General features: G+C 43.5%; 14 protein-coding genes. 7 read left to right on the top strand and 7 right to left on the bottom strand.

What is annotated here, in order from left to right; all coding sequences use genetic code 11:
- Positions 1 to 160: 160 nt before the first annotated feature.
- Entirely contained in the window at positions 161 to 826 is a 666-nt protein-coding gene (locus tag AC3IRT_RS01480; protein ID WP_489394776.1) for a TlpA family protein disulfide reductase, read from the top strand.
- Positions 827 to 901: 75 nt separating this feature from the next.
- Entirely contained in the window at positions 902 to 2,089 is a 1,188-nt protein-coding gene (locus AC3IRT_RS01475; protein WP_489394775.1) for a trans-sulfuration enzyme family protein, read from the top strand.
- 23 nt (positions 2,090 to 2,112) lie between these two features.
- On the opposite strand, the gene AC3IRT_RS01470 is transcribed toward AC3IRT_RS01475, so the two are convergent.
- The 3 genes from AC3IRT_RS01470 to AC3IRT_RS01460 form a co-directional block, all read right to left on the bottom strand.
- Positions 2,113 to 3,366 carry a metallophosphoesterase gene (locus AC3IRT_RS01470; protein WP_489394774.1) on the bottom strand — a complete coding sequence of 418 codons (1,254 nt, stop codon included), beginning with the start codon at positions 3,364 to 3,366 and terminating at the stop codon, positions 2,113 to 2,115.
- 2 nt (positions 3,367 to 3,368) lie between these two features.
- A complete protein-coding gene (gene hemH / locus AC3IRT_RS01465; protein ID WP_489394773.1) occupies positions 3,369 to 4,406 on the bottom strand; it encodes a ferrochelatase in 1,038 nt (345 codons plus the stop codon).
- Between the two features lie 70 nt (positions 4,407 to 4,476).
- Entirely contained in the window at positions 4,477 to 5,325 is an 849-nt protein-coding gene (locus AC3IRT_RS01460; RefSeq protein WP_489396089.1) for a 4-hydroxy-3-methylbut-2-enyl diphosphate reductase, read from the bottom strand.
- 96 nt (positions 5,326 to 5,421) lie between these two features.
- Between AC3IRT_RS01460 and AC3IRT_RS01455 the strand changes: the two genes are divergently transcribed.
- From AC3IRT_RS01455 to AC3IRT_RS01445, 3 genes are all read left to right on the top strand, one after another.
- A complete protein-coding gene (locus AC3IRT_RS01455; RefSeq protein ID WP_489394772.1) occupies positions 5,422 to 5,739 on the top strand; it encodes a Rieske (2Fe-2S) protein in 318 nt (105 codons plus the stop codon).
- 50 nt (positions 5,740 to 5,789) lie between these two features.
- The gene (locus AC3IRT_RS01450; RefSeq protein WP_489394771.1) at positions 5,790 to 6,113 is read left to right on the top strand and encodes a hypothetical protein; all 324 of its coding nucleotides are present in this window, start codon (positions 5,790 to 5,792) and stop codon (positions 6,111 to 6,113) included.
- Between the two features lie 110 nt (positions 6,114 to 6,223).
- Positions 6,224 to 8,341, top strand: a complete 2,118-nt coding sequence (locus AC3IRT_RS01445) for a M3 family metallopeptidase (RefSeq protein WP_489394770.1) — start codon at positions 6,224 to 6,226, stop codon at positions 8,339 to 8,341.
- A gap of 58 nt (positions 8,342 to 8,399) precedes the next feature.
- Here AC3IRT_RS01445 and AC3IRT_RS01440 read toward each other — a convergent pair whose 3' ends face one another.
- From AC3IRT_RS01440 to AC3IRT_RS01425, 4 genes are all read right to left on the bottom strand, one after another.
- On the bottom strand, positions 8,400 to 10,265 hold the full coding sequence (locus AC3IRT_RS01440) for a M1 family metallopeptidase (protein ID WP_489394769.1): 1,866 nt from the start codon (positions 10,263 to 10,265) through the stop codon (positions 8,400 to 8,402).
- 93 nt (positions 10,266 to 10,358) lie between these two features.
- Positions 10,359 to 10,796 (bottom strand): hypothetical protein, encoded by a 438-nt coding sequence (locus tag AC3IRT_RS01435; RefSeq protein ID WP_489394768.1) that lies wholly within the window; start codon positions 10,794 to 10,796, stop codon positions 10,359 to 10,361.
- Positions 10,797 to 10,823: 27 nt separating this feature from the next.
- Entirely contained in the window at positions 10,824 to 11,225 is a 402-nt protein-coding gene (locus AC3IRT_RS01430; RefSeq protein ID WP_489394767.1) for a bactofilin family protein, read from the bottom strand.
- Positions 11,226 to 11,255: 30 nt separating this feature from the next.
- Positions 11,256 to 12,110 (bottom strand): M23 family metallopeptidase, encoded by an 855-nt coding sequence (locus AC3IRT_RS01425; RefSeq protein WP_489394766.1) that lies wholly within the window; start codon positions 12,108 to 12,110, stop codon positions 11,256 to 11,258.
- 127 nt (positions 12,111 to 12,237) lie between these two features.
- Here AC3IRT_RS01425 and mutY point away from each other — a divergent pair, with 127 nt between their 5' ends.
- On the top strand, positions 12,238 to 13,290 hold the full coding sequence (gene mutY / locus AC3IRT_RS01420; RefSeq protein WP_489394765.1) for an A/G-specific adenine glycosylase: 1,053 nt from the start codon (positions 12,238 to 12,240) through the stop codon (positions 13,288 to 13,290).
- A gap of 19 nt (positions 13,291 to 13,309) precedes the next feature.
- Positions 13,310 to 13,753 (top strand): single-stranded DNA-binding protein, encoded by a 444-nt coding sequence (locus tag AC3IRT_RS01415; RefSeq protein WP_116775128.1) that lies wholly within the window; start codon positions 13,310 to 13,312, stop codon positions 13,751 to 13,753.
- Positions 13,754 to 13,771 lie beyond the last annotated feature (18 nt).

The raw sequence follows: 13,771 nt of genomic DNA, 5'->3' as shown, positions 1-13,771 counted from the left end.
AAAAACACAGAAAATTTTGGCTGGATTGAAGAAATATCAAGCAAAAATATTCGGATACATCCATAAATGAGAAGATTGCTCCTATGTGCTCGCTACAATATTTAAACTTTTTGAGGCTAGCCAGTCTAACTTTAATTAAGTTTACAAAAACGAGAAAAGTATGAAGTCAATAATTGCATTGCTCCTATTTTGCCTACCTATCTTGGCGATTTCGCAATCTAAAGAAGAATTGATAGAGAAAATATCCGCAAACCCGAAAGATGTAGGTAGCATTGCCTTGATCCAGAAAGTTGGCAGCTACGATCCAGACTATAAAGAACTGACTGTTTTATTTAAAAAGCTGGACAAGAAAGTGCGCAAAAGCACACAAGGACAGATTTTTGACCGCTACCTACAAGCATTAGAAAATAGTTCGGTCGGCAAGAAAGCGCCAAGCATAACCCAGTTCGATCTAGAAGGGTCGCCGTACGCCCTCTCTGATTTGCAAGGACAATATGTGCTGGTTGATTTCTGGGCAAGTTGGTGCCCGCCATGTCGGGAGGAAAATCCAAAATTGGTCGCGCTTTATGAAGAATTCAAGGGCAAAAACTTTGAAATATTAGGCATTTCCTTCGATTCAGAATTCGAAAATTGGGCAAAAGCAGTGAAAGATGATAACCTGACTTGGAAGCATATCTCGGATTTGCAAGGTTGGAATAATTACGCTAGCCTAATATACGGTGTGAAAGCCATCCCTCAGAATATCCTAGTAGACCCAAAAGGTATTATCATCGGGCGCAATCTGCATGGCGACGCACTTCGTACAAAGTTGATGGAAGTATTGTAGTCTTGCCAAAAAGCACCCACCCGAATAGTCTACTATCTTGCCAGACTTTTTCTTATATTAGAAAAAAAAGAGATTATGAGAAAGGTAGAAACGGATTTGATTCACGAAGGCGAGCAGTACAATGATACACGGGCGATAACTCCGCCCATTTATCAGACAGCCACCTACACGGCTAGCGCAACCATTGAGGAACAATTAACAGATGCTACTGGAACCAAATCCCCTTATTTCTATCATAGACATGGTAATCCGACCAACAGCCAGCTCGGTGAACTCTTAGCCAAGCTGGAAAAAACAGAAGATGCGCTCTTACTAGCTACCGGTATGGCGGCGATATCTACTTCGGTGCTCGCCACTGTCGTAGCAGGAGATCATGTCGTGGTGCAGCATGCGCATTATGCCGCAGCGCAGGTTTTGTTCCGAGAATTTCTTCCTGCGTATGGCATTGAAGTAAGCCATGTAGATCAGACGAATATCTCCGAATTTGAACGCGCTATACAGAAAAACACCAAGCTGATTTATTTGGAAACGCCTTCTAACCCAAATCTCGAAATAACGGATTTGGAAGCCGTAGCGCAACTGGCGCGAAAAAACCAGATATTTACGATTGTCGACAACACGTTTGCCTCTCCAATCAACCAGACACCACTCGACTTTGGGATCGATGCTGTAGTGCACAGTGCGACGAAATATTTGGGTGGCCATAGCGATTTGACCGCTGGCGCAATCTGCGGCAGTAAGGAATTTATTCATAAAGCTTGGCGTAGATCACTGCTGTTAGGCGCTTCGCTTAGCCCGATGGATTCTTGGCTATTATTACGCGGGCTAAAAACACTTTCTTTGCGAATCAAGCAGATCAATGAAAATGCGTTGCGACTTGCCACATGGCTACAAGGACAGCAGGGGATAAAAAAGGTGACATATGCCGGCTTGCCTTCGCATCCGCAACATGCATTGGCTACAAAACAAATGCGTGGATTTACAGGAATGCTCTCGGTAGAATTGGCTGGGGCGGATGAACAGACCGCTTACGCCAACGCGCAACGTCTGTTAGAGAAACTCGAGATCTTTGCCAATGCGGTAAGTTTGGGTGGCGTGGAGTCGTTGATTACGCATCCGGCCAGTTTGTGGAATTCTACACAGCAGCCCGGAGCGCAAGGCAAACCAGCTTTCCCTTTAGGTTTGCTGCGTATCTCCGTCGGGATTGAGCATATTGACGATCTCAAAGCAGATCTACAGCAAGCGCTGGAGTCAACGCTTTAGTTAGAAATCTTCGCGGCAGCGCATTACGCCTGTCCGCGAAGCAATTCGAAGATCGTAATCTCAGGCAATATACCGACACGGCCGGGATAACCTAAAAAGCCAAAGCCTGTATTCACGTACAATTGCTTATTTCCTTCTTTGTATAAACCTGCCCACTCTGGATAGATATATTGTGCCGGACTCCACTGAAATTGCTCGGCACGCACGCCAAACTGCATCCCATGGGTATGACCAGCGAACATCGCGTCTACATCGGTATCTAATACTTGTGCGCGCCAATGTGATGGATCGTGCGACATCAACAATTTCACCGCATCTTCCTCCGTACCTTGCAATGCTTTAGTCAAATCTCCTTTTTTAGGAAAACGGCCCATACCCCAGTTTTCGACACCGACAATAGAGATGCTTTCGTTGCCCATCGTAATACGACGGTTTTCATCACGAAGCAGATCCCATCCCATCACTTTGTGGGTATCCACTAGATTTTGAAAGTTTTTACGCTTCGCCGCCGACTCTTCAAACCCATATTTGTAATCTCCATAATCGTGATTACCGAGCACAGAGAATACGCCCAATTCGGCTTTTACTTTGGAGAATATATCTTGGTAATCGCGCATTTCCGACGCCTCGTTATTCACCAAATCACCCGTAAAAAAGATCACATCCGGTTTCTCACCCAACAACATTTCCACGCCGCCTAATACCGCTTTGCGGTTGTAGAAAGAGCCCGAGTGTACATCGGATAATTGACCCAACTTCATACCATGAAACTCTTTGGGCAGGTTGGGAAGATATAATTTCTGATGGCGCACCTTGTAATCGTAAGCACTGGAGATCACGCCCCAAGTAAGCGGGAAGAAAGGTATTGATGCCACAGCAAGACCAGATTTCAACAAGAAATCTGATCGACTGATTCCATGCTTTTTCGTATCCACTTCTTCTTGCTGCTCTTCTACCGCCGGACTAGTTTCTTTTTTACGGAATAGCCTAGTCAGCCACACGCCACCACGGCGAATATCATCGATCAACAGAATAATCACATAGATCAGCTTGCACACTACCGTGATGAAAAAGGCGACCAAGATGATAGATCGATACATCAACGGGATACTATATTTGTACGAAATCAGCACTCCTGCCGCTAGGATTACGCTATATCCCCACCAGACCCAACTAAACCATTTCTTTTTGGCAAATTGTATTCCCGAACTGCGCAGCGCAAAGAATATGTACAAGTCAAAAACAAACAGTAAAATGGTATTATAGATAATCATCATAATTAATTCGTTTCATTTAGCGCCAAGCGCTTCAAAGATTCAATCCATTTCGGATTGAGGTTTAGACTCTCCACCATAGCCACCTCTTCGCCACCCAATGCTTTAAATTCATCGGCGTACTCCACCTGAATTTCATCCAGCGTCTCGATACAATCTGCCACAAAAGCCGGACTGAAAACTAATAAGCGTTTTTTGCCCGACGTGGCCAAATCGTGCAAAGCATCCGAAGTATACGGCTGTATCCAAGGCGTTTTTCCTAAACGAGATTGAAAACAAACGGAATATTGCGCTGGGCTAAGACCCAATTTCTGTACGATTGCTCTGGTAGTCGTATAACATTGTGACACATAACAATACGGATTGGTATTTTCGCGACAGACGGCACACCCATTGCTTTCGCAAGGGGTTTCATCTTTGCGCGGATTGATTTTTTGCAATTGCCTTACCGGCAGTCCATGATAGCTGAAGAGAATATGATCAAAGCTATTTAGGTCATGCCGTTGTGCATGCTCCGCAATCACATCGACTAACAGATCATCATCACAAAAGCTATTCACAAAGCTGATTGCGGGAATGTATTGCCATTCGCGTACAATCTCCATTACCCGATCGATGATCGATCCAGTTGTTGCGGAAGCATATTGAGGAAACATTGGAATAACGCGAATAGATTCCAACAACATGCCTTCCATCTCTCCGAGCACATCAGCCAAGGAAGGATTTTGATACCGCATCGCTAAAGCCACGTGGTATTCTTCACCTAAGGCTGCTTGCAACATTTCTTGTTGCTTCACACTATAATACATCAAAGGCGAGCCTGTCTCTTCGTCCCAAATGGTTTTGTACGTTGCGGCTGATTTTTGCGCTCTTCGTGGTACGATAGCGCCTTTCACGAGCAAAGAACGCGTAAAGTAAGGAATATCAATCACCCGGCCATCCATCAAAAACTCATCTAAATAACGACCAACATCGCGGGTAGTAGGCTTATCCGGTGTACCCAATTGCACCAGCAAAATGCCTTTTTTTGCACTCTTCTTCATGTACCAACAAATTTAAGATTTCTTGATTATTACGACCGTAAAACGCACGCAATGTGATGTAAAAATGACCTTACAATGCTTCAATTGATGCTTTTACATCCTTCATCAACCACATCGGTGTAGATGTAGCTCCGCAGATGCCCACCGACTCCTCGGGTTGGAAAACTGCTGCATCTAACTCACTCACATCAGACACAAAATAGCTGTTGGGATTAGCCGTTTTGCACACATCATATAAGACTTTTCCGTTAGACGATTTCTTGCCAGAAACGAAGACAATGCGATCATAAGCCTGCGCAAATTGCAACAAGTCTTCATAGCGATTAGATACTTGGCGACAGATCGTGTCATTGGCTTTCACTTCGTGACCGCGATTAATCAACTCTTCCTTGATCGCGTAAAATTTATCGACACTTTTCGTGGTTTGGCTATACAAGGTAAAGGATTGTGGCAATTCTACATCATCCAACTCAGCGATATCCTGAAACACGAGCGCTTCATCATTTGTTTGCCCTTTCAATCCAATCACCTCGGCATGACCATGCTTTCCGAAAATGAGTATCTTTTCTTTGTTATCGTGGGAAGTTTTGATCCGGTTTTGCAGTTTTAATACTACTGGACACGAAGCATCGATCAGCGTAATATTATTTTCCAGCGCCGTTCTATAAGTTTCCGGAGCTTCACCGTGCGCCCGAATCAATACCTTGGCATTCTGCAAGCTGGGCAAATCTTCGTGGCTAATGATCTGCAATCCTTTCGCTTTTAATCGCGCGACTTCTTCATCATTATGCACTATGTCGCCCAGACAGTAAAGCTGTCCTTCTTCTTCCAAGATCTCTTCGGCCATATCTATAGCATAGACCACTCCAAAACAGAAACCTGAATCCTTGTCAATGGTAACTTGTAAATTCTTCGACATCGTGTTACAAAGATAATCAATAGATGCGAGATCCAACTCTTTGTCAATCTGCATTTATATGCAACGATTATGCGTACAATTTGTTCATATTTATATATGATATGGCACGAATTTAAAATACCCGAACGGCAAGGTGTATCTTCTATCGAGGTGGATGGAAAAAAACTTTGCCTGATTTATGAAGCAGGACAGCCTCACATTACCAGTGCAAAATGTCCTCATGCTGGCGCGGACCTATCACAGGGCTGGTGCGAAGAAGGAAAATTGATCTGTCCATTTCATCGGCACGCATTCGACATCAAGACAGGCAGAGGAAATCCCGGACAGGGAAATTACATCAATACCTACCCTATTAAGCAGGAAAATGGCAATTGGTATGTGGGTATTTCTAAACCATGGTGGAAAATATTTTGAGATCATCACTAACTTATTTATATTTGATCTAAATAAATATAAATAAGCACATGTGTCATTCTCGAATGCTCAGCTCCAATGGGCAAACTCATATCACCTATTGCCTAAGTTGCAAAACCTATTACATCTGGCAAGATTCTTCACTGCTCTCTTTCGAGGAAGAACATTTCCAGCATTTCGCCGAATGTGTGCATACCTACAAAGGGCGAGAAAGATTCTTTAATTGCCCTGACGGCGTATCACGTATGATCTTGCCCACACCACTTCCCGAGTTATCATTGACATTTACTTTTTCCGAATGGGGAAATTTTATTCTGTCGCTCGAAGAAGCTCGGTACATGACTGAAATCTATCAGATGGTTGGGCAGCTCTAAAAGTATCGCTTTAGTAACGATAACCTATCGCCATAAAGTAGCGCTCGCGCTACAGTTGAAATTAATACCTACATTTGTAGGTAAAATTTCGACGACTAAACATATTTTAAATGATTAAAAAGCGATTACTTCCTATCTGCATGGTGATTACTTCCATTGTAGTAGGTTGTGGAGAATCTAACCAAAACGACACGATGAGTAACCCATTGTTAGGATTCTTTGACACCCCTTTTAATGTTCCTGCGTTTGACAAAATCAAAGACGAACATTTCCGTCCAGCATATGCTGAAGCCCTCCAATTGCACAATATAGAAGTAGATTCTATCGTCAATAACGAGGAAGACCCTACGTTCCAAAATACCATTGTGGCTTTGGAAAACGCAGGTTCTATGCTTAGCCAAGTAGCGGTAATTTTTGGCAACCTTAATTCGGCCAACAAAACGGATTCGCTACAAGCGATCGCTGCGGATATGGCGCCAGTGCTATCTGCACACCGCGATGAGATTCAATTAAATGCGAAATTGTTTGCTCGCGTAAAAGCCGTATACGATCAAAAAGATGCTTTGGGTCTGGATAAAGAAGATATCAAATTGCTAGAAGAAACGTACAAAGGATTTGTCCGTTCGGGGGCTAACTTACCAGAAGAAAGCAAAGAAAAACTAAAAGCGATCAACTCGAAATTATCTACGTTGACAAATGCTTTTGGCGAAAACCTACCTTCGGAAGCGAAAACTTACGAGCTGGTCATCGAAGATGAAAAAGACTTAGCAGGCTTACCTGATGGTGTGCGTGCTGCCGCAGCCGCTACGGCCAAGGAAAAAGGCAAAGAAGGAAAATGGGTATTTACCTTATCTAACCCATCGGTAATGCCATTTCTACAATATGCGGACAACCGCGAACTGCGCAAAGAAATCTGGAATGCTTACCAACTGCGTGGCAACAACGGCGGTGAGTTTGACAATAAGAAAAATGCCATTGAAATCGCTAACCTTCGTTTAGAAAAAGCGAAACTGTTGGGCTACTCTTCGCATGCAGCTTATGTATTGGAAGAATCTATGGCCGAAAATCCAGAAAATGTGTTCAACTTATTGAATAAATTGTGGGGACCTGCATTGGCCAAAGCCAAAGTAGAAGAAACAGATCTGCAGCAAGAGATTAAATTGGCAGGTGATACCTTCCAAGTAGCACCATACGATTGGCGTTATTATGCGGAGAAAGTTCGCGTAAAACGTTTTGCATTGAATGAAGAAGAAATCAAACCATACTTTGGCCTGGCGGAAGTGCGCGAAGGCGCTTTCCAAACCGCCGCTAAACTGTGGGGATTGAGTTTCGTAGCGTTGAACAATGTACCTGTATACCACGAGGAAGTGGAAGTATATGAAGTAAAAGACAAAGACGGGTCGCACTTAGGCATCTTGTATGCCGATTTCTTCCCACGCGATTCAAAACGCTCTGGTGCATGGATGACGTCTTACCGCTCGCAGTACACCAAAGATGGTAAACGTGTCGCTCCCGTAATCTCTATCGTGTGCAACTTTACTAAGCCGGTAGGCGACAAGCCTGCCTTGCTAACCTTTGACGAAGCGAGTACTTTGTTTCACGAATTTGGCCATGCATTACACGGTTTAATGTCTAATGTGAAATACAAAAGTTTGTCGGGCACATCTGTACCACGTGATTTCGTAGAATTACCTTCACAAATCATGGAAAACTGGGCAGCAGACCCAGCGGTAATGAAATCTTATGCTAAGCACTACAAAACAGGCGAAGCAATTCCAGATTCATTGATCGAGAAAATGCAGGAGGCAGGCACATTTGATCAAGGCTTTGCTACAGTAGAATACTTAGCAGCGTCGTTGCTAGACATGAATTACCATGCCGCAACTTCGCCGATCACCGCAGATGCTATCGCTTTTGAAGATGCTGCCATGCGCAAGATCGGATTGATCGATGCTATCATCCCGCGTTATAGAACGACTAACTTCCAACACATATTTGCAGGTGGTTATTCTTCGGGATACTACAGCTATATCTGGTCGGAAGTATTGGATTCTGATGCATTTGCTGCCTTTAAAGAGAAAGGTTTGTACGATCAATCTACGGCAAGTTCATTCCGTCGCAACATCTTGGAACGTGGCGGGACAGGCAATCCAGCCGAGATGTATCGCACCTTCCGTGGTGCTGATCCAAATCCAGTACACTTAATGAAAAAAAGAGGATTAAACTAATCCCCTTTTCCTCTCAAAAGCAAAAGAGCCAACTCGATGGAGTTGGCTCTTTTTGTTGTTATTTAGTAACCGTATTATCGCTCGATTCTACATCGGCTAAGCGCTGCGTAGGATCTATTGTTACTTTCCTTGGCTTTTTAGATAAAGCGATGTTGTACGTAGGTTTTGTCCAGAACCAATCTTCCAGCACCGTCCGTTTTACACCATCATACAGCGCGTATCCTTCCGCAGGTTTTTGTCCGCGCATTTCGCGAAGCGGAATGTAAAACAACTCTTGGCTGCCGTCTTGGTATTCTACCAATACATCCAATGGCATGGCCAGATCCGACTTATTCCGTAATACGATTTGCTGATCCGTTACCTGCTCTATACCATAATCTATCGTGCGTGTAGTATTGATGAATAGATTGAAGTACCATTTCAGATTGATGCCTGAAACCTCTTCAGCCACCCGTTTAAAATCATTCGGAGTCGGATGTTTGAACTTCCATTGATCATAGAATGCCAAGAATGTTTTCTCTAAGTTCTCTTTACCAATGATATAACCCAACTGCTCTGCCAACACAGAACCTTTTGTGTAAGAACTTTGCGTGTAGCCATAGTTGGTTTTATAGTAATCAGCCAACAAGCTCATCGGCTCTTCTTTTCCTGATAGCACAAGTTTGTAATACGCGCGGTACGAATCGATCATCGGGTTAGTTTCTACAGCGCCTTTCTTGTCGAACAACTGTTGGAACGCGATGTCTTGCACATAGCTCGTAAAACCTTCGTCAAACCATTCATCGACCGTTTCATTGATACCAAACAGATGTTGGTACCAAGAGTGTGCTGCTTCATGGAAAATCACGCCCACCAATCCCTCTAGTTTTCGTCCGCCAGTTACTAGCGTTGCTGTTCCGTATTCCATGCCACCGTCGCCACCTTGCAAAATGCTGTACGTCGGCCATGGATATGCACCAAATTTTGCGGAAGCAAAATCAAAAAACTCCGTCGCCAAACCTAACGCCGTTTTCCAGTTTTGAATCACCTCCTTATCTGTGGGCAGAAAGACCGTATACACCGTCACACCACCGTTGGTTTTCGCGGAATCGACCATCATTTTGGGATCTGCCGCCCAAGCAAAATCGTGTATTTGATTGGCTTTGAAATGCCAAGCCACTTTATTGTTTTTGTCAGCCTTTGGTTTGGCCGACCGATCATATCCTTTCACTTGCTTAGGGTTTTGTAACTTACCTGATCCGCCCACCACAAAATCTTTATTTAAGTGAATCGTGACATCAAAATTGCCAAATGGTGCAATGAATTCACGCGCCACATATTCGTCCAGGTGCCATCCGTAATCATCGAAATGGGCCATTTTTGGATACCATTGTGTCATCGACAAAGCCACACCTTCTTTGGAATTGCGACCGCTACGGCGAATCAGCTCAGGCACCTGCGCATCCCAAGTCATATGAAATTCGCCCACGGCACCGTCTTCTAACGTCGCAGGCAATTCTACTTCCAATATGGTACCGCTTACCGCGTACTTTGTGGGAGCCCCATTAAAGGTCAGCGATTTTATTTTTTGATAGCCGATCTCATTAGGTTGTAATAGCGAAATTCGACTTTGCAGCGCACTCGAATTACCAGACTTGGCCATCATCCGCTTATCAGGATCTGGAATGGTTTGCAATCGGTAATCCATCATGCTACCGGGCTGAAAAGCATTGAAATACAAGTGAAAATACACTTTATTTAGTGGCTTGCCGGAGTTGTTGGTATATAATAATTTCATATCTCCAGCATATTGATATGCTTTTTCGTCGACATCAATATGCATGGTATAATCCACTCCCTGCTGCCAATAACCTTTTCGCTGCGCTTGAGCTTGCAACATCAAAAGAGAAAGGCCAAGGGAAAGAAAAGTATAAAGTAGCTTCATAGAAGCCAAACTTACAAAACAAAAGAAACTATTGGCGAGAAGGCTTCGTAAAAAATATGCGATAGAGCAGTACTTGGTGACTTATGACTCGCTTTAGGCCAGCGTTACCGGCACACCCAAGCTTTCCAAATGACGCAGCATTTCAGCCATCTCATCGACAGATTGAAACAGTTTATTGCGCCAAAAACGAATGGGTTGGAATTTTTTCTTTTTGTGAATGGCTAGCAGATTGCCGCCAGAACGCAAGTGATTTTGAATATGGGTAATCTCTTTCAGGTCAAATTCCCAATTTTTGCTACCTTTTACAATGTGCAACGTTCCTGCTTTGGTAGACCATGTGGAGGGTTGCTGACTCCCTTTGACACTCAAAAACAAAAGCAATGGTAGACAAAAAAGAAGTGCAATAATCTTTGGGATCTCTTCTATATTGATATAAGAAGCTCCAATTCCGACCGCAAATAAAGAGCCGAGCAGAATTTGGATAAACCGCCCCCGATGTAAGGTATGAATGACGAAAGTGGTTTCGCTCATGTTAAAAATCGCGTAATAATGATGGCTTTAGTCGGCTTTACTTGCTAATAGCATGGGCTCACGCGCATCGGCTACCGTAACAGCACCGATCAACTGTCCGCCCATATCAACCGAAAATTGTGCTATCGCTGCATTGCCATACAATTTACCTACTGACTTGAGTGTAAGCGTTTGACATTGCACATCACCCTTGACATGGCCATATATTATTAATGTTTCGCAGGAAATATCACCATCTACAAAAGCCGACTCGCCAATAATCACACCTTTATTCATGCGGATATTGCCCTTGATCTTACCATCAATGCGCAAACTTTCTGTACCAATCAAATCACCTTCGATAGAGATTCCTTCCGCAATGACCGTGCTGATTTGGAAATCTTCTGGACGATTTAGTTTGCGGACTTTATCTTGCTTGGCGTTGAACATAATGGTTACTATCGACTTTATATGGATCTATTAAAATTGGAAATACTTTTCAGGATTAATCGTACGACCGCCTTGCAACACTTCGTAATGAAGGTGCGGCCCGGTGCTACGACCTGTACTACCCAACAAACCAACAATAGTACCTACATCAATACGTTGTCCAGATTTCACTCGAATTCTACTTAGATGCGCATAACGAGTCTCGTATCCATTAGCATGCCTTACAGCAACTAGGTTTCCATATCCACCTTTGTATCCGGCAAATATCACCGTTCCTTTAGCGGTAGATTTGATGTTTTCACCGGTACGACCTTTGAAATCAATACCAGAATGTCTTTCACGGCCACCTCCGGTGAATGGATTTCCTCGGTAACCGTAGCGAGATGTAATGCGACCGCTGTGTGGGCGACCGAATGGAGCGCCGTCCAACCGATTTTCTACATCTTCGAGCATGTTGACATAATATTTGGCTAATTCTTCAAGATTATCATCGTCTTCTACCAGTGGGCCACCGGCGTTGTTGAGAGCTATGGCTTTCAAGCCACGTTTTTTCATTTTAGCATTGATGCGGTTGAGGGTGCTATCAAAGCTATTGATGGAGCGTCTTACATCATCTATATTGACCTGCTTACTCGCATCGTCTAATGTAAGCTGCTGATTACGCTGTCGAAGTTTATCAATCTTCTCCAAGTATACATCTGCATACAGTTTCTCATTTCGATGGTTCACGAAATAAACAATCCCCACAACACCCAACAATACAACTGTAGCAAATGAAAACGCAATATGTTTCCAATAAGACAGTAAGAATGTAGGAATCTGAATCTTCTTGTTAGGGTTACCATCAGCGCTAACAATCAGTACAGAAGTCTTCTTCTTCAGCATAATTTTTTGCTCCTATATTTTTTTACACAGTCGCAAACTTACTGATTATTCAAACTTACCCTCATATTTTCACAATTTTTAACACTAATTTTTGCAATTCGGCACGATATTTTCAAACTTTGGCCTCATGTCATTTTCTTCAAAACTCATCGCGTGGTACGAAAAATATGGGCGAGAGTTACCTTGGCGGCAAACATCTGATCCCTATATCATCTGGCTATCGGAAATCATTCTGCAACAGACACGTGTAGAGCAAGGCCTACCCTACTTTCAGATTTTTGTAACACAGCTGCCAACGGTTCGTGATTTTGCGCAAGCAGAAGAAGATTTTATTTTACGACTATGGCAAGGCTTAGGATATTATTCGCGTGCTCGCAATATGCACAAAGCAGCGAAGGCGGTGCTAAGTGATTTCAATGGCGCATTTCCCACTTCATATGAAGAGGTGATTAAGCTACCAGGTATTGGCACATACACCGCCAGCGCCATTGCCTCATTTTCCAGCAATGAAGTGCGTGCGGTGGTTGATGGCAACGTGTACCGTGTATTATCTCGAGTTTTTGGCATTGACACCGACATCAACAGCGGGGCAGGAAAGAAACAGTTTCAAGAATTAGCTGATTCCCTGATTAGCACCAAACAACCCGGCTTATACAATCAGGCGATTATGGATTTTGGCGCTACAGTGTGTAAGCCGAAGCAACCTTTGTGTGCTGATTGTATCTTTGTCGATCAGTGTGATGCTTTTGCAAGCAATCGCATCGATCTGCTACCTAGAAAAGTGAAAACGACCAAAATACGAAAGCGGTATTTTCATTACTTTATCATTCGCCGTGGTGCAGAAGTGATGGTAGCCAAAAGACCGGAGGGCGACATCTGGGCAAACTTATATGAGTTCCCTATGCTGGAGACAAACGCTCCAATATTGGTGGACGAATTGCAGAACAGCGACGCCTATATTGCGCATTTCGACTCTGCAACACCCATTCCATTAGGCGCTCCGATCAAGCAAGTATTGAGCCATCAGCACATATACGCCCAGTTCTATTTGCTTCCAGAAGACGTGATGATTAAAAATAAAAAAACGGACTGGGAATACATTTTGTCAGATAATTTAGATAAATTAGCTAAACATAAGCTGATCTTCTCCTTCCTAAGGACGGACAACTTCCCAAACTAACACCCTAAATTACTCCATTATGGCAAGCGTAAACAAAGTTATACTAGTTGGACATCTTGGCAAAGATCCTGAAATTCGCTATTTAGACGGCAACGTTTCTGTTGCAAGTTTTCCACTGGCTACTTCCGAATTTTACAATAAAGACGGCAAAAAAGTGGAACAAACCGAATGGCACAATATCGTACTGTGGCGCGCTTTGGCAGATTTAGCGGTTAAATACTTGAAAAAAGGCAAACTCGTATACATTGAAGGTAAGTTACGCACCCGCACCTACGAGGACAAAGAAGGTGTGCGTCGATTTACCACGGAGATCGTAGCTGAAAGCTTCAATTTGTTAGGTAGACGTTCTGATTTTGAGCCGCAGTCGGGAGAGCGCAGTAGCGATAGACCCGAAGATCAACCCGATGAGGAAAAGGTAGACTTCCGCGAGAACGATGATGATAATGATGGCCTTCCATTTTAATTCAAGATAGCTAAAGCA

The sequence above is a fragment of the Sphingobacterium sp. KH_072 genome (assembly GCF_057837975.1).
This window is presented reverse-complemented; position numbering and strand designations above follow the sequence as displayed.

What these genes read in the sequence shown, in the direction of transcription:
- AC3IRT_RS01435 (WP_489394768.1), bottom strand. Translation starts at nt 10,796, where the DNA reads ATGAGCGAAACCACTTTCGTCATTCATACCTTACATCGGGGGCGGTTT.
- AC3IRT_RS01475 (WP_489394775.1), top strand. Translation starts at nt 902, where the DNA reads ATGAGAAAGGTAGAAACGGATTTGATTCACGAAGGCGAGCAGTACAAT.
- mutY (WP_489394765.1), top strand. Translation starts at nt 12,238, where the DNA reads ATGTCATTTTCTTCAAAACTCATCGCGTGGTACGAAAAATATGGGCGA.
- AC3IRT_RS01470 (WP_489394774.1), bottom strand. Translation starts at nt 3,366, where the DNA reads ATGATGATTATCTATAATACCATTTTACTGTTTGTTTTTGACTTGTAC.
- AC3IRT_RS01480 (WP_489394776.1), top strand. Translation starts at nt 161, where the DNA reads ATGAAGTCAATAATTGCATTGCTCCTATTTTGCCTACCTATCTTGGCG.
- AC3IRT_RS01415 (WP_116775128.1), top strand. Translation starts at nt 13,310, where the DNA reads ATGGCAAGCGTAAACAAAGTTATACTAGTTGGACATCTTGGCAAAGAT.
- AC3IRT_RS01445 (WP_489394770.1), top strand. Translation starts at nt 6,224, where the DNA reads ATGATTAAAAAGCGATTACTTCCTATCTGCATGGTGATTACTTCCATT.
- AC3IRT_RS01455 (WP_489394772.1), top strand. Translation starts at nt 5,422, where the DNA reads ATGATATGGCACGAATTTAAAATACCCGAACGGCAAGGTGTATCTTCT.
- AC3IRT_RS01460 (WP_489396089.1), bottom strand. Translation starts at nt 5,325, where the DNA reads ATGTCGAAGAATTTACAAGTTACCATTGACAAGGATTCAGGTTTCTGT.
- AC3IRT_RS01425 (WP_489394766.1), bottom strand. Translation starts at nt 12,110, where the DNA reads ATGCTGAAGAAGAAGACTTCTGTACTGATTGTTAGCGCTGATGGTAAC.
- AC3IRT_RS01440 (WP_489394769.1), bottom strand. Translation starts at nt 10,265, where the DNA reads ATGAAGCTACTTTATACTTTTCTTTCCCTTGGCCTTTCTCTTTTGATG.
- AC3IRT_RS01450 (WP_489394771.1), top strand. Translation starts at nt 5,790, where the DNA reads ATGTGTCATTCTCGAATGCTCAGCTCCAATGGGCAAACTCATATCACC.
- hemH (WP_489394773.1), bottom strand. Translation starts at nt 4,406, where the DNA reads ATGAAGAAGAGTGCAAAAAAAGGCATTTTGCTGGTGCAATTGGGTACA.
- AC3IRT_RS01430 (WP_489394767.1), bottom strand. Translation starts at nt 11,225, where the DNA reads ATGTTCAACGCCAAGCAAGATAAAGTCCGCAAACTAAATCGTCCAGAA.